General features: G+C 42.9%; 18 protein-coding genes. 10 read left to right on the top strand and 8 right to left on the bottom strand.

The features are described from left to right. Positions 1-118 precede the first annotated feature (118 nt). The 3 genes from RCH20_RS03145 to RCH20_RS03135 all read left to right on the top strand — a co-directional run bounded on the left by RCH20_RS03145 (position 119) and on the right by RCH20_RS03135 (position 2,357). A complete protein-coding gene (locus tag RCH20_RS03145) occupies positions 119-1,255 on the top strand; it encodes an aminotransferase class V-fold PLP-dependent enzyme (RefSeq protein WP_327192569.1) in 1,137 nt (378 codons plus the stop codon). Between the two features lie 188 nt (positions 1,256-1,443). Continuing rightward, on the top strand, positions 1,444-1,881 hold the full coding sequence (locus tag RCH20_RS03140; protein ID WP_327192568.1) for a YeeE/YedE family protein: 438 nt from the start codon (positions 1,444-1,446) through the stop codon (positions 1,879-1,881). A 56-nt stretch (positions 1,882-1,937) separates the two neighbouring features. Next, positions 1,938-2,357 carry a DUF6691 family protein gene (locus tag RCH20_RS03135; protein WP_327192567.1) on the top strand — a complete coding sequence of 140 codons (420 nt, stop codon included), beginning with the start codon at positions 1,938-1,940 and terminating at the stop codon, positions 2,355-2,357. Between the two features lie 168 nt (positions 2,358-2,525). Here RCH20_RS03135 and RCH20_RS03130 read toward each other — a convergent pair whose 3' ends face one another. Further along, positions 2,526-4,190: an AMP-binding protein gene (locus RCH20_RS03130; RefSeq protein WP_327192566.1), complete on the bottom strand. Its 1,665-nt coding sequence runs from the start codon at positions 4,188-4,190 to the stop codon at positions 2,526-2,528. A 693-nt stretch (positions 4,191-4,883) separates the two neighbouring features. Here RCH20_RS03130 and RCH20_RS03125 point away from each other — a divergent pair. Beyond that, complete coding sequence (locus RCH20_RS03125) at positions 4,884-7,103, top strand: FAD-dependent oxidoreductase (RefSeq protein ID WP_327192565.1); 2,220 nt, start codon at positions 4,884-4,886, stop codon at positions 7,101-7,103. 425 nt (positions 7,104-7,528) lie between these two features. Here RCH20_RS03125 and RCH20_RS03120 read toward each other — a convergent pair whose 3' ends face one another. The 3 genes from RCH20_RS03120 to RCH20_RS03110 form a co-directional block, all read right to left on the bottom strand. Then, positions 7,529-8,293 carry a lysozyme inhibitor LprI family protein gene (locus RCH20_RS03120; RefSeq protein ID WP_327192564.1) on the bottom strand — a complete coding sequence of 255 codons (765 nt, stop codon included), beginning with the start codon at positions 8,291-8,293 and terminating at the stop codon, positions 7,529-7,531. A 161-nt stretch (positions 8,294-8,454) separates the two neighbouring features. Then, positions 8,455-8,871, bottom strand: coding sequence for a VOC family protein (locus RCH20_RS03115; protein ID WP_327192563.1), 417 nt, complete (start codon positions 8,869-8,871; stop codon positions 8,455-8,457). A gap of 122 nt (positions 8,872-8,993) precedes the next feature. Continuing rightward, entirely contained in the window at positions 8,994-9,998 is a 1,005-nt protein-coding gene (locus RCH20_RS03110; RefSeq protein ID WP_327192562.1) for a lipoate--protein ligase, read from the bottom strand. A 463-nt stretch (positions 9,999-10,461) separates the two neighbouring features. On the opposite strand from RCH20_RS03110, the gene RCH20_RS03105 reads away from it, so the two are divergent. Next, positions 10,462-11,526, top strand: a complete 1,065-nt coding sequence (locus RCH20_RS03105; protein ID WP_327192561.1) for a 2,3-butanediol dehydrogenase — start codon at positions 10,462-10,464, stop codon at positions 11,524-11,526. 345 nt (positions 11,527-11,871) lie between these two features. Here the strand turns inward: RCH20_RS03105 and RCH20_RS03100 are convergent, their stop codons facing one another. Beyond that, positions 11,872-12,171, bottom strand: a complete 300-nt coding sequence (locus tag RCH20_RS03100) for a Trp family transcriptional regulator (protein WP_327192560.1) — start codon at positions 12,169-12,171, stop codon at positions 11,872-11,874. Between the two features lie 356 nt (positions 12,172-12,527). On the opposite strand from RCH20_RS03100, the gene trpB reads away from it, so the two are divergent. After that, positions 12,528-13,763, top strand: coding sequence for a tryptophan synthase subunit beta (gene trpB, locus RCH20_RS03095; RefSeq protein WP_327192559.1), 1,236 nt, complete (start codon positions 12,528-12,530; stop codon positions 13,761-13,763). A gap of 120 nt (positions 13,764-13,883) precedes the next feature. Here the strand turns inward: trpB and RCH20_RS03090 are convergent, their stop codons facing one another. Next, positions 13,884-15,029 (bottom strand): hypothetical protein, encoded by a 1,146-nt coding sequence (locus RCH20_RS03090; protein WP_327192558.1) that lies wholly within the window; start codon positions 15,027-15,029, stop codon positions 13,884-13,886. Positions 15,030-15,272: 243 nt separating this feature from the next. On the opposite strand from RCH20_RS03090, the gene RCH20_RS03085 reads away from it, so the two are divergent. Then, positions 15,273-16,376, top strand: coding sequence for an alkene reductase (locus RCH20_RS03085; RefSeq protein ID WP_209955699.1), 1,104 nt, complete (start codon positions 15,273-15,275; stop codon positions 16,374-16,376). Between the two features lie 103 nt (positions 16,377-16,479). Here the strand turns inward: RCH20_RS03085 and RCH20_RS03080 are convergent, their stop codons facing one another. Beyond that, positions 16,480-17,538 (bottom strand): pirin family protein, encoded by a 1,059-nt coding sequence (locus RCH20_RS03080; protein WP_327192557.1) that lies wholly within the window; start codon positions 17,536-17,538, stop codon positions 16,480-16,482. A 122-nt stretch (positions 17,539-17,660) separates the two neighbouring features. After that, on the bottom strand, positions 17,661-18,971 hold the full coding sequence (locus tag RCH20_RS03075) for an NAD(P)/FAD-dependent oxidoreductase (protein ID WP_327192556.1): 1,311 nt from the start codon (positions 18,969-18,971) through the stop codon (positions 17,661-17,663). A gap of 386 nt (positions 18,972-19,357) precedes the next feature. Between RCH20_RS03075 and acs the strand changes: the two genes are divergently transcribed. The 3 genes from acs to RCH20_RS03060 all read left to right on the top strand — a co-directional run. Then, the gene (acs, locus tag RCH20_RS03070; protein WP_327192555.1) at positions 19,358-21,325 is read left to right on the top strand and encodes an acetate--CoA ligase; all 1,968 of its coding nucleotides are present in this window, start codon (positions 19,358-19,360) and stop codon (positions 21,323-21,325) included. 186 nt (positions 21,326-21,511) lie between these two features. Continuing rightward, on the top strand, positions 21,512-22,750 hold the full coding sequence (locus RCH20_RS03065) for an NAD(P)/FAD-dependent oxidoreductase (RefSeq protein WP_327192554.1): 1,239 nt from the start codon (positions 21,512-21,514) through the stop codon (positions 22,748-22,750). Positions 22,751-23,042: 292 nt separating this feature from the next. Then, positions 23,043-23,685 (top strand): RNA-guided endonuclease InsQ/TnpB family protein (locus RCH20_RS03060; RefSeq protein ID WP_327192553.1); only part of this gene is annotated, 643 nt, incomplete at its 3' end.

Raw genomic sequence — 23,685 nt, 5'->3', positions numbered from 1 at the left:
ACCTTATCGATAGCTATCTTAATAGTGAAAACTACAGGCTTTCAAAGCGGGCATTCAAAAATATACACCCAAATTTTAATAACATCTAAATAATCTAACCATGAACAAGGAACGTGCTATGCCTGCATTACTTAAAGATATTGATCCAGAAGGCTTATTAGAATATTCAGTGGTTTATACTGACCGCGCCCTCAACCACATGTCAAAAGCTTTTCAGCAAGTGATGAATGACTTATCTACGGAGCTAAAATCAGTTTATAACGCTGATGCCGTGGCTATTATTCCAGGCGCTGGTACGTATGGCATGGAAGCGGTCGCCGCTCAGCTAGCAAGAGACCAAGATTGCCTAATCATTCGTAACGGTTGGTTTAGCTACCGTTGGACCCAAATTTTAGAAAAAAATAATATCGGTAACACCACTACTGTCTTGGCTGCTGACCGCACTGAAGATACTGATGCGCCCAAGCCATTTGCTCCCGTTGATATCGAAACTGCTGTTGCCAAAATCAAAGAACACAAGCCTGGTATCGTATTTGCACCACATGTTGAAACTTCAGCCGGTATTATCTTACCGAATGATTATATTAAAGCCCTGAGTGACGCTGTTCATAGCGTTGGTGGTTTATTGGTCATCGATTGCATCGCTTCAGGTTGTGTCTGGCTTGATATGAAAGCGCTGGGTATTGACGTGATTATCAGTGCCCCGCAAAAAGGCTGGAGCAGTACCCCTTGTGCTGGTCTGGTTATGCTTAGCGACGCGGCAGTCAAAAAAGTGGAAACTACCGAATCTAATAGCTTTAGCCTCGACTTAAAACAGTGGCTCACTATTATGCGCGCTTATGAGAATGGCGGTCATGCTTACCATGCGACCATGCCTACTGATAGCTTACGTCAGTTCCGTGACACGATTAATGAAGCCAAAGAAATTGGTTTCGAGACACTATGTGATGCACAGTGGGAACTGGGTAATAAGATCCGTAAAGTACTCGAGGCCCAAGGTATCGAAAGTGTGGCAGCTGAAGGCTTTAGAGCCCCAGGTGTGGTGGTTTCTTATACCAGTCGCAATGATATGCATAAAGGCAGCGCGTTCGCTGAGCTTGGCATGCAAATCGCTGCTGGCGTTCCGCTTAAATGTGGCGAGCCTGATAGCTTTAAAACTTTCCGCTTAGGTCTATTTGGCTTTGACAAACTGACTAACGTTGATGGCGCTGTTGAGCGTTTTGAATCTACTCTCGAAAAAGTAGTGGCCGAATAAACGCATTGATTTGGCAAACGATTTACTGAATATTACAGGTAAATAATACTAATAAAAGTACTGATAAAAATACTGAGCCAACGCGTTCAGTATTTTTTTACCTATTTATTATACTTTATTATATAATGTGTTTTTATAAATAGAATTTTAGAGTAATACTTGATAAAAATTAGGTTAGGTAATCAGTTATGACTATACAGATAGACTGGCAAGCATTTACCCCAATCTCATTAGTAGGTGGCTTAATATTGGGGGTGGCGACTGTCATTTTGCTATTAGGTATGGGACGTATCGCAGGTATCAGTGGTATCGCGTCCAGCTTGTTGAAGCCCAAGCGCGTAGAGGTGTGGCAAATATTATTTGTACTGGGCCTTGTCGTCTCACCGTTATTGTATCAACTGGCATCGCCGCTACCCATTATGCAAGTGACCAGCTCATTGCCGCTATTAATTGGCGCCGGATTACTAGTTGGTTTTGGCACACGCTTGGGATCAGGTTGCACCAGTGGCCATGGAATCTGTGGTAATGCTCGGCTATCACCACGTTCAATGGCGGCAACGGTGACCTTTATGTTATTTGGTGTGCTTACGGTCTATATTGGCCGACACCTGCTTGGGCTCATCTAATCGTAGCTGGTTGCTAACAGGTTCACTATTTTGACTAGACAATATAAGAGACTAAGATGTTAAAAAATATAATTGGGCTAGTAGCAGGGTTATTATTTGGTTTAGGGCTGCTAATATCGGGTATGACGGACCCTGCCAAGGTACAGGGGTTCTTGGATGTCTTTGGCGCATGGGATATCTCCTTAGCACTAGTGATGGGTGGCGGATTAATGGTGGCCATCGTTGGGGTACAATTGGCCAAACGCCAAGGTAGCAGCTGGATTGGGACACCGATAGAGATGCCCAATAACACTACAATTAATAAAAAATTACTAATTGGTGCGATATTATTTGGTGTTGGTTGGGGTTTAGTGGGTATCTGCCCAGGACCAGGCATTGTATTGCTAGGTACTGGACAGTGGCAAGCTTATGTATTTATCCCAGCCATGGTAATTGGTATGCTGATCTATCAGTGGCTTGAGCCCAAGCTTGCTTAGAAGTCAGCTTTAAAAATAGATAGTAAATAAAAAGGTCAGCTTAATCTTAAATTAGGCTGACCTTTTTTAATGGCTGACCTTTGTTAATGGCTGACCTTTGTTAATAGCTGATCTTAACAGCTGATTGTAATGATTGGTTCTAATAGCCAGTCAGTTGTTTTTGGCTGCTCATTTTGGTTGGTGCGTGACCTTTGAGGTTTCATGTGCCAAAGATTTGGCCGCTTGGCGTAACTCAAACTTTTGTACTTTGCCGGTACTGGTCTTAGGTATTTCGGCAAAGATAATGTGTTTGGGTACTTGAAAGCCAGCCAGATGCTGGCGGCAATGCTCGATAACTGCATCACGCTGCAAGGTGCTGCCGTCATAAATCTCAATAAAGGCGACAGGTACTTCGCCCCATTTATCATCTGGTGCGGCAACCACTGCGCAGCTTTGAATTGCCGGTATTTTATACAAGACATTTTCGACTTCAATACTAGATATATTCTCACCGCCGGAAATGATGACGTCTTTAAGTCTGTCCATGATTTTGATATAGCCATCAGGGTACTTAACCCCCAAATCACCCGTGCGGAACCAGCCGTCAGCAAACGCGGCTTCGGTGGCTTTACGGCTTTTGAGGTAACCTTTCATCACCATATTACCGCGTAGGGCCAATTCGCCCATTTCTTCGCCATCAGCTTTTACCAGTTCCATGGTTCCTTGTTTGAATACATCAAACCCTGCCATTAAATGTGAGGTTACGCCTTGGCGTGATTTCTTTTGAGCGCGGGCAGCAATATCAAGATCGCTCCATTCTGCTTGCTCAGCGCAGATAGTCACCGGTCCATATGCTTCGGTAAGGCCGTAAGTGTGAGTGATATCGAAGCCCATCTCTTCCATTTGTGCGAGCATAGTTTCAGAGGGCGGTGCACCGGCAACCCAGCCTTTGACTTTATGATTGATCGCTGCTTTATATTCCGGTTTACCGCTCGCAATCATATTGTGCACTACCGGTGCTGAGCAATAATGGCTGACTTTATACTTGGCAATCAACTGCAAAATGAGATCGGCATTCATCTTACGCAGGCAGACGTTAACGCCAGCTCGCTCAGCGATAGACCACGGAAAGCACCAGCCATTGCAATGAAATAGGGGTAGCGTCCATAGGTAAATAGGATGCTTGGGCATGTCCCAATCTAAGATATTAGACACCGCATTGAGGGTCGCACCGCGATGATGATAGACCACACCTTTTGGGGTGCCCGTTGTGCCTGAGGTATAATTAAGCGCAATGGCGTCCCACTCGTCTAATGGTTTTTCCCAATTATCTAAACGGTCGGAGCTGGTAAGTAATGATTCATAGCTCATCTGTCCAAAACGCTCAATATCAACGGCGGCATCAGTGGCATGGATAACAATTAACTGAGGGAAGGTCTCATCGATAATCTCAGCAAGATCAGCAAATTCGCTATCCATGATTAAGACTTTGGCTTCAGAATGTTGCAGACAAAAAGTTAAAGCATTAATATCTAGACGAGTGTTCAAGGTGCACAATACACCGCCTGACATTGGTATGCCAAATGCGCACTCTACCATGGCTGGAGTATTGGGCAGCATAACCGCGACGGTATCGTTTTTATCAATACCTAGTTTACGTAGACCATCCGCCAACTGTTGGCAACGAGTATAAGTCTGCTGCCAGGTTTGGGTTAGATTGTTATGTTTAAGATCGTCGTAAATGATGGCGGTCTTATCAGGATAGACCTGTGCGCTGCGGATAATAAAATCAATAGGGGTGAGTGGTTGGTAATTGGCAGGGTTTTTGCCGAGACCTGTATGAAAGTCGGTCATGGAGATAGTCCTTTATCGTATTCTTATAAAATGGTGAACCAAGTATAAAACCGCTATAGTATCAGACTGGCTTAATATAGTGCTCAGCGCTCAGTCAGCTACAATTTTCACGCATCTTACTATAGCCAGTTCAAAATAAAATAGATACAGCTGTGTTAGCGCACTACTGTTATAAATTTTTCTTGCTTGCTGTTCGAACACGTGACAGAGGCTACGAAAAATTCATAACAGCAGCACTGCATCGTTTTTAGATTGGATTTACTATATTACTAGTTCTATACTTGACCTGCTATAAATACTAGGTCTTTCATTAAGGGTAATAGCGCCTAAAAAACGAGTTTGTTTGGTGACTTTCGCTCAATCGTATAACATTTTGTACTATACAGATATCTATTTTAAGCAATAATTTTAAGGCAGATGTTTAAGGTAGATGTTCAAGGCGTTTTCTTAGCGTGAAGATTCCAACTCTGACATATGCTTACTATCCTTCTATAGTAAATAGACCATACTAAGGACAGTAGACGGTACGAATTATTGAGTAGCCGTTAGCAACAGACAGTATCACCATAATGCTCACTCATCAGTCGTTTGTGTGCGTAGCTGAGAATAAAGGGGGTGTGGTACGATAGAATTAATATCAAATTTTCATATCGTTTTTATAACAATAACCCGTAGATTCAGAAGGATAATGTCATGAGCGCCAGCCTTGATACCGCCAGCCAAGCAAACCCTAGTCAAGCAAACCCTAGTCAATCAAACAACAGCATTAAAAATACCGATCGTATTGCTACCAATAGTGCTGCGATTGATGCTGCTAATGCCTCCGAGTATTACCCGCATTTGTTTACACCGTTAGATTTAGGGTTCACTACTTTGAAGAACCGTGTGGTCATGGGCTCGATGCATACCGGTCTTGAAGACCGTTTTTACAACTATGGCAAGCTTGCGGCGTATTTTGCTGAGCGCGCCAAAGGCGGTGTGGCCATGATGATTACCGGCGGTATCTCGCCCAACCGCGAGGGCTGGCTATTACCGGCAGGCGGTACCATGAACAGCAAGATGGATGTCCTTAACCATCAACGCGTGACCCGCGCTGTGCATAAGCACGACAGCAAAATTATCATGCAGATACTACATAGTGGTCGCTATGGTTATCATCCGTTTGTTGTATCGTCCAGCCCGATCAAGTCGCCAATCTCACCGTTTAAACCCCGCAAAATGAGTATCAAAAATATTGAGCAAACAGTCGAAGACTTTGCACGCTCAGCTCGTTTAGCCAAGCAAGCCGGCTATGATGGTGTTGAAGTTATGGGCTCTGAGGGTTATCTACTCAATCAGTTCTTATCGCGCCACGTCAACAAGCGTAGCGATATTTATGGTGGCGATATTCATGGGCGTATGAAGCTGGCAGTAGATGTGGTCAAAGCCGTTCGCGCGGCGGTTGGCGAAGATTTTATTATCTTATTTCGCTTATCAGTGATTGATTTGGTCAAAGATGGCAACGTCATGGATGAAGTCATCACCGTCGCTAAAGCGCTAGAAGAAGCTGGCGTGACTATAATGAATACCGGTATTGGCTGGCATGAAGCCCGCGTGCCGACTATCGTCACCAGTGTCCCGCGCGCCGCTTTTGTAGACTTTACCGCTGAGATTAAAAAACATATCAGCATTCCGATGATGGCTGCCAACCGTATCAATATGCCAGATACTGCTGAATCAATCGTCGCTAGTGGTCAAGCTGATTTGATTCAGATGGCACGCCCGTTCTTAGCGGATCCAAACTGGGTCAATAAAGCTAAAAATGGTGAGGCTGCTCGTATTAATACTTGTATTGCTTGTAACCAAGCTTGCCTTGACCACACTTTTGAAAATAAGCGCTCAACTTGTCTGGTCAACCCACAAGCCTGCTATGAGACCGAATTGGTTTATAAAAAGACTAAAAAGCCTAAAAAAGTCGCGGTTATTGGTGGCGGGGTAGCGGGTATGTCAGCAGCGCATGTCGCAGCATTACGCGGCCATAAAGTGACGCTGTTTGAAGCCAAAGATATCTTGGGCGGACAGTTTAACTACGCCAAGGTTATACCGGGTAAAGAAGAGTTCTTTGAAACCATTCGCTACTATATTAACGAGCTTGAGCACTTAGGCGTGAAGGTCAAACTCAATACCAAAGTAGATAAAGCACTGCTAGAAGCTGGCAAGTTCCATCATGTGATCGTGGCAACTGGGGTGGTGCCTAAAAGCTTGGTTGGTAAACTTGAAGGTGCAGATTTGCCGCAAGTGATGACTTATGCAGAATTACTCTCTGGACAAAAAGCAGTCGGCAATACCGTTGCAGTCATCGGTGCAGGCGGTGTTGGCTTTGATGTGAGTGAGTATCTAACGGCTCGTCATGGTCAGCCATTAGATGAGCTGCCACCTGAAACCCTAAAAGACCCAAGCTATCGTCCAAAAGCGCAATCAGTTAGTGAATGGCGTGAAGAGTGGGGCGTGACTGATGATTTTAATTATCAAAGTGAAGGCGGCTTGATTAAACCAGACGCCATTACGCCCGTACGCCAAGTCTATCTGATGCAACGTACTAAGGGGCGCTTGGGTGGCAGTCTCAATAAAACGACCGGCTGGGTCCACCGTGCTCATGTCAAATCGCATGGTGTTATTCAAGTGTCAGGGCTACAGTACGAAAAAATCACTAACGAAGGCATCTGGATCACCAATAATCAAGGCCAAAGCCAGCTGCTGCGTGTTGATAGCGTAGTAGTGTGTGCGGGTCAAGAGTCAGTAGTAGATTTGATGCCCAATGTTGGCGACGCGCCTGATGCACAATATCATTTGATTGGCGGAGCCAAACTGGCCGCTGAGCTAGACGCCAAACGTGCGATACGTGATGGGGCTGAGGTAGCGGCAGGAATTTAACAGTTAAATAAAGCTATAGAAGTGGCGAAGTATTCTATTTCGCTATTCACTTAATGATCGCATGTCGATAACCCGCTTAATTTTAGGCGGGTTTTTTATTGGTTATATTTCTTTTTATTTATCTCGTAATCCCTCAAATCAAAAAATTTATATCCAAACTTAGGTTGGGTATCACCTTGACTTGCTAACCTTTTCATCAACTTAAAACTTTCAGATTCTTTACTATATCTATAATAATTAAATATTATTATAGATAAGACTATCGCTCTGACTACAAATCAGACGAGCATATAAACTTATCCTAAATAAGCAGGCGTAGGATGGGTTATCTAAAGCGTAACCCACCAAGTTTATGATTCTAATATCCAATGGTAGATTACGTCTAATCTTCATTCTTTACGAGAGTTCGAAGAAACTAATCTACCTTATTCCCTTTCTAATACAATACCGTCAAAATAACCTCGCACACCACAACGTCCCGATCTGAATTGGTCGTCAATGTCTTTTAATAGTAGCTGAGTCTTACCTTTATAAGGTGCTGGATACAAGCGCAGCTCAAGAATTTCATCTTGTCCATCGTCATTAATGACCCAGTGATTCTGAGACCATGTTGCAATGTTGTCTCCAACATCACAGGTATGAAAATTAGTAAAAAATAAAGTTCCCTCTATAATTGAGAGATAAGGTTTATTAGCGACACTATAAATCGATAAAGTATTCGTTACCTCTTGCGGATCATTCCGGTTAGTTTCTGAATTGTATATTGAGGTTTTAAAAGTTTGAGAAAACTTGCCAAACTCATTTTTGCTAGGTAAATCAGAACGACTTAGCTCGTCTGGGAAGTTCCAAGCCACACCATAATAATTCTTATCTTCAATATACTCTTTATACTCGCGGATGAGACACTCTGTTTCTTTACACGTGTTGCGCTGAAATTTAAGCCAAAGTCGTTGATCGATAATCATGTTACCTTTAAGAATTTCGCTGTCTTCATAATCAAAAGTATTAGTGAGATTTTGTTTATATTTTTTCGCCATAGCATCATCGAGTTTGGAAAGCTCAGGACTTTTACAAATAGTTTTTTCTACCCAAGTAGCAGCTTTTTTGCAATCGAAACTTGCTGAATTTGCCTGAGTAGATAATAAAGAAGCTCCTAAAATACTTGCTATGGCTAAGACTAGTTTTTTCATATTATTCTCGTTTTCTTAAAGCTTGATGATATTTTAATGAAGTTATTGTAGATACAAGAGTAAGTCATTAGCAGCGCAACTCACCAAATTTGATATCTAATAGTGAATTACGTTTAACTTTTCCTATTTATGAGAATTTGATAAGTCCAATCCAGCCTTATTTACCATGTACCCATATTTTCCATCGAAATCCAAGGTTCGACGGGTTCTAAGCGCTCACCATCTTGCAGCAATTCGATTGAAATATCGTTAGGGTCTTTAACAAAGGCCATATACCCATCTCTAGGCGGTCTTAATATATCGACACCCGCTGTCATAAATGTTTCGCATTGCTCATATATGTTGTCGACCCTAAAGGCAAAATGCCCAAAGTTGTCTCCATTGCTATATTCTTTTTCGTCCCAGTTATGAGTAACCTCAATCTCTGGAGCACCGTCATGAGTTGCTAAAAAGTATAAGCTAAATCGTCCTGTCTCAGAGTCTTTCTTCCTAAGAAGCTCTAAACCCATAAGCTCACAATAGAAGTGTAAGGTGTCCTCTAGTTTGTTGGTTCTAATCATTGCATGTAAGTACTTCATAAAAATACCTTATAATTTATGGTGGTCTGAAAAAATGTAGCGGTAAAGTTTTAACTGGTAGCGACAGCTTTGAATGAATCTATATCTTATTTTTATGTCTTCTTCATCAAACGATAAAAATCTCAAATTTCCATCTCTGTAACCAGCCATTCACAAAAATCATCAACTTGAGCTGCTAAATTTGGCTGTGTTTGTTTAAGCTCGTCCAGCTTAGCTCTGATGTCCTTCTTATTGTATTTGACCCCTGTCAGCGTATCTCTTAAGACATCAATTAATTCGATATTTAGTGCATCAGAAAAAATAACCACTTCTTCGATCACCGCCTGTTTTACATCCATATGTAAATCAATCATGCCCCAATCAAAGCGCGTTTCGATACGATGGGAGAATTCAGGGGTTTTGCCAAAGCGCCAATTCCAGTCTGACATTTGCTGGTAGTATTTATTGAGATTAGGCTGCTTGGCGAGACTGGCTTCATCTAACTCTTCTATTTTGACTGTTTGTCCGTAATATTCACAAAACGCCTCAATAATTGCTTCGGACAACATCTTGTGATTGATGTCTTTATTGAATTCAACCAAGTTAGCAACCCGTGAGCGCACGGACTTGATACCTTTTGCTTGCAATTTTAGCGGGTGCGGATTGAGATAATCACCAAGCTTTTGCATGTCAGCATTCACCAGTAAAGTGCCGTGATGAAAGCTACGATCAACTGCATGTTTAAAGGCGCTACCTGATATTTTACGATCGCCAACTTGCATGTCGTTACGGCCGGATAGCTCAGCATCTATGCCCAGCTTCTTCAGGGCATTAACAATAATGGTGAAGTTAGCCGTTTGATCGTAGCCATCTTTAGGCGATAAAAAGGTAAAGTTGGTATTGCCTAAATCATGAAATACCGCGCCACCACCACTTTGACGGCGAGCTAGAAAGATATTGTCTTCTTCCATTTTGTCAGTCTTACATTCCACCCAAGGGTTTTGTGAGCGCCCAATAACCACAGTTTCAGAATTACGCCATAAAAATAGCGTGTGTGAGTTGGCGTCAAGCGCTTGAAATATCCAATCTTCGGTCGCTAGATTAAACCAAGGGTTAGTCACCGCAGATTTTAAGATGCGTAGTTTCATTTATTCGATTCCTTGTCCATTACGGTATTTATAATGATTTTTATCAGTTAACTGTTATAGATTGGCTTATCGACACTAGAGGCAATCATTTTTACTGATGTGCGATTAAAACTTAATTATTCTTTAAGACTGGCAATTTAGCGAGATAAAAAATCTAAACGTATTAATAGAGTAGATGCTTTGACCAGTGCTTTTAACTATTAAGATTAACACTATTGGATTGAGAATTGGGTAGGGGATTACAGCTAGAGTTTAAGAAAGGGTTGAAAGGGTTTCAGATTTATGGAAAATTTACAGGTATGTCGAGGAATGAATTGGTATATGATGAAGGCTATGACACTAAATTTTAAGCTATCAGCGGCATAGCCAGTTCAAAATAAAATAGGTACATTTATAACAGCAGTACTGTATCGTTTTTAAATTGGATTAACTATATCATCGGGTGTATTAAAAGGAGATTTATATGAAAGCGGCACGTTTTTACGACAAAGGCGATATTCGTATTGAAGACATCCCAGAGCCTACTGTAGAACCAGGTACGGTCGGAATCGACGTTGCTTGGTGTGGTATCTGTGGTACTGATTTGCATGAGTTTATGGAAGGTCCTATTTTTATTCCACCTTGTGGTCATCCCCACCCCATTTCAGGAGAGTCTGCCCCAATCACTATGGGTCATGAATTCTCAGGCGTCGTTTATGCTATCGGTGAGGGCGTTGATGATATTGAAATCGGTCAGCATGTCGTGGTCGAACCATATATCATCGCTGATGATGTTTCTACCGCGCCTGGTGAGAATTATCATTTATCAAAAAATATGAACTTTATCGGTCTGGGTGGTCGCGGCGGTGGTTTGTCTGAAAAAATTGCGGTCAAGCGACGCTGGGTACATCCTATCTCTAATAAAATCCCATTAGATCAAGCAGCCTTGATTGAACCGTTAGCCGTTGGCTATCATGCTTTTGTCCGCAGTGGTGCCAAAGCAGGTGACATTGCTTTGGTCGGTGGTGGTGGTCCGATTGGCTTGTTATTGTCTGCAGTTTTGAAAGCCAAGGGTATTACCGTAATTCTCACTGAATTGAGTACCAAACGCAAAGAGAAGGCTAAAGAAAGTGGCGTTGCCGATCATGTTCTAGATCCGACTGAAGTAGATTTGACTGAAGAAGTCATGAAGCTTACGGATAATCGTGGTGTAGACGTGGCCTTTGAATGTACCAGCGTCAATAAGGTATTAGATTCGTTAGTTGAACTCACCAAACCTACTGGTGTGGTCGTGATTGTCTCTATCTGGAGTCATCCAGCCTCCGTAAATGTCCATAGCGTAGTCATGAAGGAACTCGATATACGCGGAACTATCGGCTATGTAAACAATCATCAAGAAACCATCAAATTGGTCGAAGATGGCTCGGTTAATCTTGAGCCCTTTATTACTCAACGCATCCAGTTGGATGATTTAGTTTCTAAAGGCTTTGAGACCTTAATTCATAATAATGAGTCAGCGGTGAAAATCATTGTAAACCCAAACCTATAAATAATAAGGCAAGGAACCAGTGGTCATGGACTAGGGCTGTTTAGCCAGGTGGTCTTAATTGGTACGTTGGACTGAATCAATCCTCAAGCGGCTTGCATTCACCTGGGAAAACGTACACACAGTAAATACCTCTGTAAGCTTTGTAAATTAAGCATTATGAAGGTATTTGCTGTCTCTATATTAGGGCGTGTTGTCTGTTTAATGACTGCTCTGTAATAACTTATACCAAGATTGAGAGTATTTACGTACACGGATTGTGTCCTAATAAGCCCTGTTTGATAAGCGGTTAGATCATCTAAATTATCCTATATAAAATTCCTTTATCCACTATAGTATTCAGGATTTTTAGACCTTAAGCTTGTCACCAATATTCGGTAGTAACTCATTAATTTGGTGTTGCTGAAAGACCTTGGCGCCACGCGAAACGGTGGCAATACCGACCCCAAGTCTGGCACTAATCTCTCTTTGCGTCACTCCTTGATGCAGCAGCGCAAAAATCTTTAATCGATTCACTAGTTCTTGCTGTTCTTTGTCGGTCAGCAATGCTTCTAATATCTCCGACAGCTGTTCTTTATCATTAGTTTCCAGCAGCAAATCTAATAAATAATCGTATGCTCCGTTGGACGAAATGTCCTCTGTTGGCATGTTGATCTCCTTTTTATAAAAATAAATTAAAGTGGTTGATTCTTTGCAAGTTTGCGACCGCTTCAAGCATCACTTGATGCACTGTAGGTAGTGTAGCCTGTAGTTCTACGATCTAGTTCTTGGTTCCAGAATACTTCCTAGTCCCATAATTAAATGCAAGCAATTGTAAAAATAAGCGTTAAATACTCTGAAGGTAATGCTTAAGCTTGACCTGAAATAAAACTTGGCTTAGAATAATGTTTCATTGTACTAGAACATGATAACAATTACTTTATTATATCGTACAAAACTAATCTTCAAAACGGCTTTATTAAACAGCTTTCTTAACTAATTTTCAAAAATATTGAGGTTTTAATATGACCACTGTAAATGAGGCAACTGCTACCAATAGTTACGGGCTACCTCAATTGATATTACCCAGTAATGACGGTTTGTATGGTGAGTTCGGTGGCAAGATTGCCCACCCTGATCTGGCCAAAGCCATGGATGAGATAGAAAAGGGCTTTCGTGAAATTATCAAAGAGGATGATTTTATTATTGAAATGCAGCGTTTGCGCGAGACTTATATCGGTCGTCCAAGTCCTATATATCATGCCAGACGTTTAACGGAGCATTGCGGCGGGGCGCAAATTTATTTCAAGCGTGAAGATTTAAATCATACTGGTGCCCACAAGATAAATCACTGCTTGGGTGAGGTGTTACTGGCAAAAAAATTAGGCAAGACTAAGGTAATTGCAGAAACAGGAGCAGGGCAGCACGGGGTGGCACTGGCAACTGCGGCGGCCTTGATGGGTATTGAGTGCGAGATACATATGGGGGTGGTTGATATTAAAAAAGAACACCCGAACGTCAGCCGTATGAAGATTTTAGGCGCAAAAATCGTCCCTGTATCACGTGGCGCAAGTACTCTAAAAGAGGCCGTGGATAGTGCTTTTGAAGCTTATCTTGGCGAGCTAGAGACCAGTATGTTTGCGATTGGTTCTGCTTTAGGACCGGCACCCTATCCTGAAATAGTGAGTTACTTCCAATCGGTGGTTGGACGTGAAGCCCGCGCACAGTTTTTAACCACGACTGGCAAATTACCCAATAAAGTAGTGGCCTGTGTCGGTGGTGGCTCGAACGCTATCGGTATATTTAGTGGGTTTTTGGGTGATGAAAATGTCGAGTTAGTAGGGGTTGAACCTGCTGGTGAAGGCTTAGATACCCCAAACCATGCAGCAACCATGACTCTAGGTGTTAAAGGTGAGATTCATGGCTTTAAATGTTATGTGTTGCTTGATGATAAAGGCCAGCCTGCTCCCGTACATTCGATTGCTTCAGGTTTAGATTATCCTGGAATTGGGCCGCAACACTCATATTTAAGAGATGAAAAATTGGCCACTTATGAGTCTGCAACAGATGCTGAGTGCTTAGAAGCCTTTATGGCGTTGTCACGATTAGAAGGAATTATTCCAGCTTTGGAGTCTGCGCATGCCATTGCCTACGCGATGAAAATTGCCAAGGACTTACCCGCCGAGGATACTATTTTGATCAACTTATCAGGGCGTGGGGACAAAGATATTGATTTTATTTTAGATAAAGTGAAGTTGTAGTCTAATATTATGGTTGTGGAGTGGGTTACTGCGAGCGTAAGCCACTCCAACGTCATTATTCAACGTCGTTAGTTAAAGTGGTTATTCAAAGTGATTATTTAAAGTGATTATTTAAAGTGATTAGTCAACGTTATAACTGACACAAATCACGCTACTTAAACAGTCTCTATTATTATCTTCCCAAGGTGAAGGTATTGGTAACGCTGCCATTAACTGGTAGCGTGGCATTGCCCAACCGTCTCTCTTATTGCCCTTATCATCTTTGCTGGGCACTGGATACTTTTTCTTACGCTCGCGGTCGGACAGTGCGATAAAATCAAGAAAACTTTGCGCGTCTTGAGCCAAGGTACTGTTAGAGCGTTTGGATAATTGTGTCATTGCTTGTGTGTATTTGGGATCAAGAAATTCGTGTACAGCATCATCTGTCCAGCGGGTATTGTCTGAACCATAAAACAGCACATAGCGATACAGGCTAAATAAATCTTTTGCATCTTGAATAAAATAACTTTTTGGGTAACGCCGGATATAATCTTCCCAAAAGTTAGCACGGGCAATCACTTCGCTAAAAGACACTGCAACCGCCGCATCGTTCCAAAAAATACCTTGATTGTCTTTTGCCATACGCTGAATAAACTTTGCTTGATCGCCCGGTAGATAAGGAACAAACAAGTCAGCCATCGCCTTTAAATTATGATGAAATGTGAAGATGCCTTCGCCTAAATATAGCAGGCTAACGTCAGCGTTATTCGCTACTAATTCAATAAGGTAGCGTCCACGTGGGCTCAGTGTTTTTAGTTGCTTAACAGATAATCCTTGGCCTTGTTCTATGGTTGCTACTACCTCGTAAAAGTCTGCATCGTCCATATCATCATTAGACCCTAAAAAACGTCCGTACAGCGCCTGATACTCCTTTAGCCACTGCAGTATTTCGACGTTATCAGTCATTGGCAAGCAAGCATTTAATTGCCGCTGGATAGCGTGAATATCTTCGATTTTACTTTTATTATCAATGGCTGTCATAGCCTCACTGAGCTTAGTGCAAACCAGCTTATCTGTTAGCTTTTTTTCAGACAGCTTTATCAACGCAGTCGCTAATGCCTTTGGGGTTTTTGCCTCTATTAGAGGTTCTGCATTTGGCTGCTCTACAGTTTGCGTGGATTTTGATTTGGTTTTGGATGTTTCTGGCAGATCAGCTGGAGGCTGGCAAGCGCTCATAGCAAATAATAGGCTTGCTCCCATCATCAGTGCTAATGTGGTCTTTTGCATAATTTGAATCCTTTAGGGTAATCTTATTAACTTAATACGGTTATAAGAGTACTTGAATAATGAGTATTATAAATATCGATATCACGTTATATGGGCGTTTTTGTTTGTAAAATATGCTTGAATAACATCATTGATCCCCTATAAAGGAAATTGAGAATTAACAGAACGCTAAGTGAATTCAATAAGTAGAACTAATTTTTACTCATTTAGCTATAAACTTTATAATGATAGACAAGGCACCTCATGGCACACGATAATTTATTCGAACCCGTCAAGATGGGTAAGCAAACTCTGAAAAACCGCATTGTTATGGCACCATTAACGCGCTTACGTGCCGTTGAACCGGGTGACGTACCAACAGCATTGGCGGGTGAATACTACTCACAACGCGCAGGCGCAGGTCTTATTATAACTGAAGCAACCCAAGTCTCGTTTCAAGCAAAAGGCTATGCAGGTGCGCCAGGTCTACATACGCAAGATCAGATGGTTGCGTGGAAAACTATCGTTGACAATGTCCATGCAAAGGGCAGTAAAATAGTTGTGCAACTTTGGCATACGGGTCTCGTTGCCCATGAGAGCGTCCAGCCTGATGGTAAAGCGCCCATCTCAGCCTCCGATATCGATGTCGGCGTACGTACTTCTCTACGCGATAGCGACAATCAAGCGATTCGTGTCGCTGCAACACCGCCGCGTCCAGCAACTATAGCTGAGATCAAGCAAGTTATCGCTGACTTTGCACAGGCGACTAAGCTTGCCCAGCAAGCAGGCTTCGATGGCGTAGAGGTTCATGGTGCTCATGGTTATTTATTACATCAATTTTGGGTTGAGCAAACCAATAAGCGCGATGATGAATACGGCGGCAGTCGCGAGAACCGTGCGCGCATAATGCTCGATGCTATCGATGCTTGTGTCGATGCTTGGGACAGAGATCACGTTGGTGTCCGTGTCTCGCCACTCGGCAGCTTCAATAATGTGGATGCCGGCTACGAAGAAGACAAAAATATCTGGTTAATCGAGCAAATCAATAAGCGTGATTTGATGTATTTGCACTTGTCTGAGCCGGATTGGGCAGGTGGTACACCATACAATGATGGTTTCCGTCAAAATATTCGCGCAGTCTTTGATAATACTATTATCGCAGCTGGTGGTTATACTGCTGAAAAAGCGGAGAGAAATGTTCGCGAAGGGTACATTGATGCCGCTGCTTTTGGCCGTGACTATATTGCCAATCCTGATCTGGCTGAGCGTATTCATCAGGGCGCCGCGCTTAATGATCAGCATCCAGAAAGCTTCTATGGTGGTGGTACAGCAGGCTATACCGATTATCCATTTTTAGACCAAGCCTAATAACTGTTTATTTATAGACAGCTGTTAAAAAAGCCACCTTGCTAGCGATAGCCAGGTGGCTTTTTTATAATAAACTTCCAATATTTAATTTTAAGCGAATATTTTAACCAAAATTACCCGTTTGATAGTCATGCAGAGTCCGCTCTAGCTCATCAGCGGTAGTCATTACAAAGGGACCATAGCTGGCAATCGGCTCACCAATAGGCTCGCCACTGAGCAGCAGTAACTTAACGGGCACTGAGACACTATCAGAGGTGACAGGATAGTTCAGTTCGATGACATCAGTAGATGGGCTGGATGACTGCTGAGACTCAGAGTTCTCAGTTTGTAGAGGTGTTGTTTGTTTGGTAGGCGCAGCAAACTGAATCAGCTTGCCAGCATCAACTAGAGTGTCATTGACAAGTAGCTCGCCCTCTTGCACCAGCAGCATAACATTGTGGCTATCAGGAACATTGAGTGTGGTGACGCCCGTGGTTAGCAGTTCAATATTCCATAAGTTAACGGGCGTAAAAGTCGTTGCAGCGCCGCGCTTATCTTGGTACTCTCCTGCGATGATAGTGGCGCTACCGATTTTTATACTATTGTCTGTAACTTGCTCATCAGCAGTGTCTTTATAAGCAGTGTCTTTATAAGCAGTACCAGTAGCGTTGTCGCCAGCTTCACTAGCTTGACTATACAGATCAATAACGGGCATGTTAGTACGTCTAATCGTTTGGTGGTTTGGCGCTGTCAGTTTGTCTGCTTGTGGTAGGTTGATCCACATCTGCACCATGCTAAAGACCCCACCGTGCTGTCCAAAGTCTTTTGAGTGAAATTCTTCGTGCATGATACCGCGCCCTGCGGTAATCCATTTGACATCTCCCTCCGAAATAGTACCGCAACCACCTGCTGAATCGGTATAACTAAGCTGACCAGCATAAGCGATGGTCACTGTCTCAAAACCTCTATGTGGATGCTGACTCACCCCATACGGATGAGTATCATAATAGATATTAGGTGCAAATGTCCTTGGTAAGCCATAATCAAACAACAAAAAAGGGTCAGTGTGCTGGTAATTAAAGTCAGGATCTTCACTAAAATGACTGATCAACGTTTTTACATGAAAGCCATCACCTATCCAATGACTGGGATTATCACCATGAACTTTTTTGATTGCGCGCATGTATTACCTCATAAAATTAAGTTTATTATCGGATTAATATAAAAGATAAGCGGGAAGTTACAATCAAACTCACTGTGACGCTTTGCTTATTAGCCGGCTTCGGTTAGTAAATTAGGTTTCAATTAAACCACTTCACCGCAGACAAAGCCGCTGGCCCATGCCCACTGAAAGTTATAGCCACCAAGCCAACCGGTCACATCGAGGACTTCACCAATGAAGTATAGTCCGGCCTGATGGTTGCTTTGCATATTTTTGGAGGAGACTTCATCCGTTTTGACTCCACCGCGCGTAACCTCAGCAGTGCGATAGCCTTCAGTACCTGACGGCTTAATCCGCCAGCCATTAATGGTCGCTCCAAGCGCCGTTAAACGCTCGTCTTTAATATTGGCCAGTTCAGTATCTTTAATATCGTCCCACAGCGCCGTTTGTAGGGCGGTCAGTAGTTTTTTGGGCACGCTGTTATCGGTATAGTCAGCCAGTACCGTGCGCACCAGCTGCCTTGGGTGCGACTTTTTATGGTCTAGCAGCAGCGCAGTCATATCGATATCAGGGAGTAAGTTAATGTCAATATATTCGCCTGTCTGCCAGTAGTTAGACAATTGCAGCATGGCAGGACCAGACAGACCACGATGGGTAAAGAGCATTGGCAGACGAAACGAGATCCGCGCATTACTCGCAATCACTGGTAAGCTAATACCTGCCAACGCACGAATCAGCTCACCGGTTTTATCGGTAAAAGTAAACGGCACGAGACTGGCATCGATCGGGTTTAGCTTATGGCCAAATTGCTGTGCCAGCTCATAGCCTAAACCACTAGCCCCCATTGTTGGAATAGAGAGGCCACCAGCCGCAACCACCAATGATTCACAGCTATACTGAATTTGGGCGGGTTTTATCTCATTTGCAGGATCATTTTTATCCTTCTTGCTGAGCTTCTTACTGGTTAAAAGCTGAAAGCGTGCCTCATCATTGTTAGCATGACTGTCATTTTGTTCAACTATTTGCACCTGCTCAATTTGAGTATTAAGTCGCACTTGCACACCAGCAGCCGCGCATTCATCAAGTAGCATTGATAAGATATCTTGTGCAGAATCATCACAAAACAGCTGCCCATGCTCGCGTTCATGATAGGCAATTTTGTGTTTTTCAACCAAGCCAATAAATTCCCAGCTGGGATAACGGCTTAGCGCTGATTTACAAAAATGTTGATTGGCACCGATAAAGTGCTCAGGTTCCACAAAATAGTTGGTAAAGTTACAGCGACCGCCCCCTGACATGAGAATTTTTTTCCCCGCTTTATTGGCATGGTCGAGTACCAACACTCGGCGTCCACGGCGACCAGCCGTGAGCGCACAGTATAGCCCCGATGCACCAGCACCGATGATAATGACATCGTAATGGGAGTGGTTTTTTCCATTATGATTATTGTTCATAGCGGTTATTTTCCATTGCGGTTAAGTTTATAAAGCGATAGGTTTAAAAAAATATTGATTAAAAAATACTTTTACGGCTTAAAAAGAGCTGTTTAGAGTGGCTATTGTCCATATTTAATTTGGTGTTACAAGGGTTAAATAACAACCAATCTAAAAAATTTCAAATAATATCAACGACTATACAGCTACTAGTAGTAGGCAATAGGTGTACACATGTATTTCGAAATTATTACCATTAACGGTTGATGTCTTGCATCACTCGCCCTTATTTGTCAAACTGCTAGTAGGTGTCACACATTATGGAAGATGACCCCACATCACCGGTATAGATAACCATTATGAACGATAATTTGTACCGGTAATAATAATTAAAAAGGATTATAACCATGACTCAAAAATCATTTCCCATTGCGGCTGAGTTCGTCGCCGCCGCCAATACTAGCCCTGAACAGTATGCTGATACCTATCAAGATTCTATTAACTCGCCTGCCGCGCTTGAAGCTTTTTGGGCTGAGCGTGCTGAACAAATTGACTGGATAAAAAAGCCCACCAAAGTCAGTAATGTTAATTATGATTTAGATGATTTTCGCATTAAATGGTTCGAAGATGGTGAGCTTAACATTTCGGTCAACTGTCTCGATAGGCACCTAAAAACCAATCCTTATAAGCCGGCTATTATTTGGGAAGGAGACCATCCTTCCTTGCACAAGATTATATCATTTAAAGAGTTGCATTCCGATGTCTGTCGCTTAGGTAACGCCATGCGTAAGCTTGGTGTTACAAAAGGCGACCGGGTGACCCTTTATATGCCGATGATACCGGAAGCTATTATAGCCATGCTGGCTTGTACTCGAATTGGTGCGGTGCACTCGGTGGTATTTGGTGGCTTTTCAGCTGAAAGTCTAGGTAACCGAATCGTTGACAGTCAGTCCAAACTGGTTATTACCGCTGATGAAGGCTTGCGTGGTAATAAACGTACCCCGCTCAAAGCAAATGTCGATCGCGCGCTGGACATGGAGGGTACCGACAGTGTTAAAAATGTCATCGTGGTACACCGCACAGGTAACTCAGTACCGATGAGCGGTCGCCGCGATATTTGGTATCATACCTTGGTAGAAAGTGAAAAAGAGCAGTGCGAACCAGAAGTAATGAATGCCGAAGATCCACTGTTTTTATTATACACCTCTGGCTCTACTGGTAAGCCTAAAGGGGTATTGCATACTACTGGCGGCTATATCACCTACGCGCTGTCGACCTTTCGTGATGTTTTCGATGTTAAGGATGACGATATTTACTGGTGTACGGCTGATGTCGGCTGGGTGACTGGACATACCTATTCCACCTACGGACCGCTTGCTAATGGTACGACAACTGTAATGTTCGAAGGCGTACCAGAATATCCAACGTGGGCGCGAGTCGGTCATATTATCGATAAACATAAAATTAGTATCTTATATACGGCGCCAACGGCCATTCGCGCGATGATGAAAGAAGGCGATGCCTTTGTCCGCGAGTCTGAGCGCTCAAGCCTACGTCTGCTCGGTACAGTCGGTGAGCCCATCAATCCTGAAGCGTGGGACTGGTATTACAATGTGGTTGGTAGTGGTCACTGTCCGGTTATCGATACTTGGTGGCAAACCGAAACCGGTGGTGTCTTACTAGCACCTATACCAGGTACGGTGGCGCTTAAGCCAGGCGCTGCCATGAACCCACTATATGGCATCATACCGGATGTTATGGATACTGATGGCACAGTGCTCCACGGGCCTGCTGAGGGTAATTTAGCGATTAGAAATAGCTGGCCGGGACAAATGCGTACTATTTATAATGACCATCCGCGTTTTTTAGAGACTTATTTTACCAACTATCCAGGTTATTACTTCACCGGCGATGGTGTACAGCGTGACGAAGATGGACACTACTGGATAACTGGACGTGTTGATGATGTACTCAACGTCTCAGGACATAGATTGGGCACTGCTGAGGTTGAAAGTGCTATAGATTCGCATCCTTCAACTGTCGAAGCAGCCGTGGTTGGCATGCCGCATGAGATCCGCGGAGAGGGTATTTGCGCTTTTATTATTCTCAAATTAGGCGAAATTGCCAATGATAACCTAAAAGCTGAGCTGAATCGGCATGTACGGAATGAAATTGGTCCGATTGCCAACCTAGACGCCATCTATATCGTAGAGGCCCTGCCCAAAACGCGCTCCGGCAAAATTATGCGCCGTATCTTGCGTAGCCTTGCTGCTGGACAATATATAGGATTGGGTGATCTATCCACCCTAGCTGATAGCTCGGTTATTAATCATTTGGTTGAAGTGGTCAAGGCTGAACGTAAAGTTTGCCATTAATAGATAGTGGTTATCAGAGACTCAAAATAAGCCATGTTGTTGAAGATAGCATGGCCTTGTAATGTGCTTTTTTAATAGATATAGCGTTGGATTATAATAAAACAGCTGCTTTGAATTAAGTCTTTTTAAGTTATCTAAGTTTCCTTTTTACTGATTGTTCTATATTTTATAAGGCTTATCGTCATTATGACCGACCACTCTGTCACTGATTTAAATAATACCAAAACCCACAGTTCTAATACTAATAATGGCGTAGCAAAAATAGCCATCATCGGCGGTGGGTTGACCGGTTTGTTCACTGCAACTTTGTTAGAGCGTACATTCGGTCAGCAAGCAGATCCCTCTGACCCTCAAAAACTGCCTCCACAGATAACTGTTTTTGAAAAATCACGTAGTGTTGGCCGTTTAGCAACGCGCTATCGCACCGATGAGCAGAGTGATAAAAACTGGCAATGGGCATTTGGTGCACAGTTTTTTACTGCCAAGTCAGACAGTTTTTCGCAGTTTATTGAACCGTGGTTGGGAACAGGTATGCTACAACCATGGTGCGCACAGGTGGTCAATTTAACGCCAGCCACTGAGGATGCACAACCTATCATCAATAAAAAGGAGCAATGGGATACCACCCATGCGCGTTATATTAGCACTCCGAAAATGACCAGCTGGGGTCGGGCATTAGCCGACGACCTACAATTGACTAGGGTAACGTTCAAAACCTGTGTCGCACCGCTAAGTGCTTCAAAAACTCATCAGCTACAAGAATATTCTACTCATAAAAAAACCGAGCTGTTTGATACCGAGGGTGACAGTTTAGGCTGGTTCGACTGGGTCATTTGCACTGCGCCAAATGATCAGGCGGTAGCCTTGATGGCAAATAGCAACTTTAGTGAACAAGCAAAGATTACCGAGCCCCAGATGCAGGCGTGTTATACGCTGATGTTGGGCTGGGACAGTGTGCAGCAGTTACCAGCAACTTTTAGTCGCCATTTGACCAACGCGACCAATGTTGTGCTGCCAGGGTGGGATGTGGCTTATATGCATGGTTCTATACTTGATAGAGTATTCGTTGAGCATCACAAACCGGGGCATGGCGATTTATCACCAAGCGTGACTATCCATGCGCGTAATGACTGGTCACAAGTACATGTTGATGACGATATTGAAACAGTAAGATCACAATTATTAGCTGCAGCGCAGCAAGCACTTAATTGGAATAATGATACGGCCCCTAGCCAAATAGATTGCCATCGCTGGCGTTATGCGGCAACGGTTGTTACTGACACCAATAAAGAACAAGGTATCTTAGTAGATGATAACCAACAATGGATTGTAAGTGGTGATTGGTGTGGTCGGGGAAATATAGAAAGCTGTTACCAAGCAGCTGAACAGACGGTAAAGGTTATGATGGCGACATTAAGTCAATAGATTAAGTACACTAATTGTGTGAAAGGTTTCGAGTTAATAATCTCTGCCATATAAAATGAGTACTACGGACAAAAAAAGGCCCACAAAGGAGAGACTGTGGGCTGAGGAAAACTGAGTATGTAGCTGACTACAGGTTCAGTGGTTGTTACTTATTATTATTGGTTTTTTAACATCTCGGCGCAGAATTCCCCTACTTCTAAAGTAGTGGGATGAATGCGTATTTTTGGGTTACTATTTGGTGTATATGTTATATTAATTAATTATTATAGCGCCAATGACAAACAACTTCCATATGAGCAAACAAATCCTTAAAGCCTATAAAATCAGACTGTACCCGACAGAGGATCAACAAATACTCTTTGCTAAGTCGTTTGGTTGCACGCGCTTTATTTGGAACAAGATGCTTAGTGATAAGATTGAGCATTATAAAGAGAGTAAGACTGAGCTTAAAAATACCCCTGCTCAATATAAGACTGAGTTTGAGTGGCTAAAAGAGGTTGATAGTTTGGCGCTGGCCAACGTCCAGCAGAACCTACGCAGTGCTTATAATAAATTCTTCAAACAAGGGTCAGGCTTCCCTAAGTTCAAGAAGAAAGGCATCAAAGACAGTTACACCACCAACAATCAAAAGGGTACGGTAGCGGTCACACAAAGCAGCGTTAAGTTGCCTAAAATCGGTCACATCAAGGCGAAGATACACCGCTCTATCAATGGCTTAATTAAAAGCGCTACCATCAGTAAAAGCCCATCCGGTAACTACCATGTCAGCTTATTGGTTGAAACAGTGGTCGATGACCTGCCTAAAACCCAGTCAAACACCGGTATTGATTTAGGATTAATAGACTTCATCGTCCTATCAGACGGGTCAAAAGTTGCTAATCCTAAATTTCTATCAAAATTGCAAAATAAACTGGCGCGAGAACAAAAAATATTGG

The organism is Psychrobacter sp. PL15, from assembly GCF_035984995.1.
In the GTDB taxonomy this organism is placed as follows: Bacteria; Pseudomonadota; Gammaproteobacteria; order Pseudomonadales; family Moraxellaceae; genus Psychrobacter.
The sequence above is the reverse complement of the archived record's forward strand: the minus strand, read 5'-3'. Positions and strand labels throughout refer to the sequence as shown.

Excerpts from the sequence above, each read along its gene's own strand:
- RCH20_RS03145 (WP_327192569.1), top strand. The coding sequence starts at position 119 with ATGCCTGCATTACTTAAAGATATTGATCCAGAAGGCTTATTAGAATAT.
- RCH20_RS03140 (WP_327192568.1), top strand. The coding sequence starts at position 1,444 with ATGACTATACAGATAGACTGGCAAGCATTTACCCCAATCTCATTAGTA.
- RCH20_RS03135 (WP_327192567.1), top strand. The coding sequence starts at position 1,938 with ATGTTAAAAAATATAATTGGGCTAGTAGCAGGGTTATTATTTGGTTTA.
- RCH20_RS03130 (WP_327192566.1), bottom strand. The coding sequence starts at position 4,190 with ATGACCGACTTTCATACAGGTCTCGGCAAAAACCCTGCCAATTACCAA.
- RCH20_RS03125 (WP_327192565.1), top strand. The coding sequence starts at position 4,884 with ATGAGCGCCAGCCTTGATACCGCCAGCCAAGCAAACCCTAGTCAAGCA.
- RCH20_RS03120 (WP_327192564.1), bottom strand. The coding sequence starts at position 8,293 with ATGAAAAAACTAGTCTTAGCCATAGCAAGTATTTTAGGAGCTTCTTTA.
- RCH20_RS03115 (WP_327192563.1), bottom strand. The coding sequence starts at position 8,871 with ATGAAGTACTTACATGCAATGATTAGAACCAACAAACTAGAGGACACC.
- RCH20_RS03110 (WP_327192562.1), bottom strand. The coding sequence starts at position 9,998 with ATGAAACTACGCATCTTAAAATCTGCGGTGACTAACCCTTGGTTTAAT.
- RCH20_RS03105 (WP_327192561.1), top strand. The coding sequence starts at position 10,462 with ATGAAAGCGGCACGTTTTTACGACAAAGGCGATATTCGTATTGAAGAC.
- RCH20_RS03100 (WP_327192560.1), bottom strand. The coding sequence starts at position 12,171 with ATGCCAACAGAGGACATTTCGTCCAACGGAGCATACGATTATTTATTA.
- trpB (WP_327192559.1), top strand. The coding sequence starts at position 12,528 with ATGACCACTGTAAATGAGGCAACTGCTACCAATAGTTACGGGCTACCT.
- RCH20_RS03090 (WP_327192558.1), bottom strand. The coding sequence starts at position 15,029 with ATGCAAAAGACCACATTAGCACTGATGATGGGAGCAAGCCTATTATTT.
- RCH20_RS03085 (WP_209955699.1), top strand. The coding sequence starts at position 15,273 with ATGGCACACGATAATTTATTCGAACCCGTCAAGATGGGTAAGCAAACT.
- RCH20_RS03080 (WP_327192557.1), bottom strand. The coding sequence starts at position 17,538 with ATGCGCGCAATCAAAAAAGTTCATGGTGATAATCCCAGTCATTGGATA.
- RCH20_RS03075 (WP_327192556.1), bottom strand. The coding sequence starts at position 18,971 with ATGAACAATAATCATAATGGAAAAAACCACTCCCATTACGATGTCATT.
- acs (WP_327192555.1), top strand. The coding sequence starts at position 19,358 with ATGACTCAAAAATCATTTCCCATTGCGGCTGAGTTCGTCGCCGCCGCC.
- RCH20_RS03065 (WP_327192554.1), top strand. The coding sequence starts at position 21,512 with ATGACCGACCACTCTGTCACTGATTTAAATAATACCAAAACCCACAGT.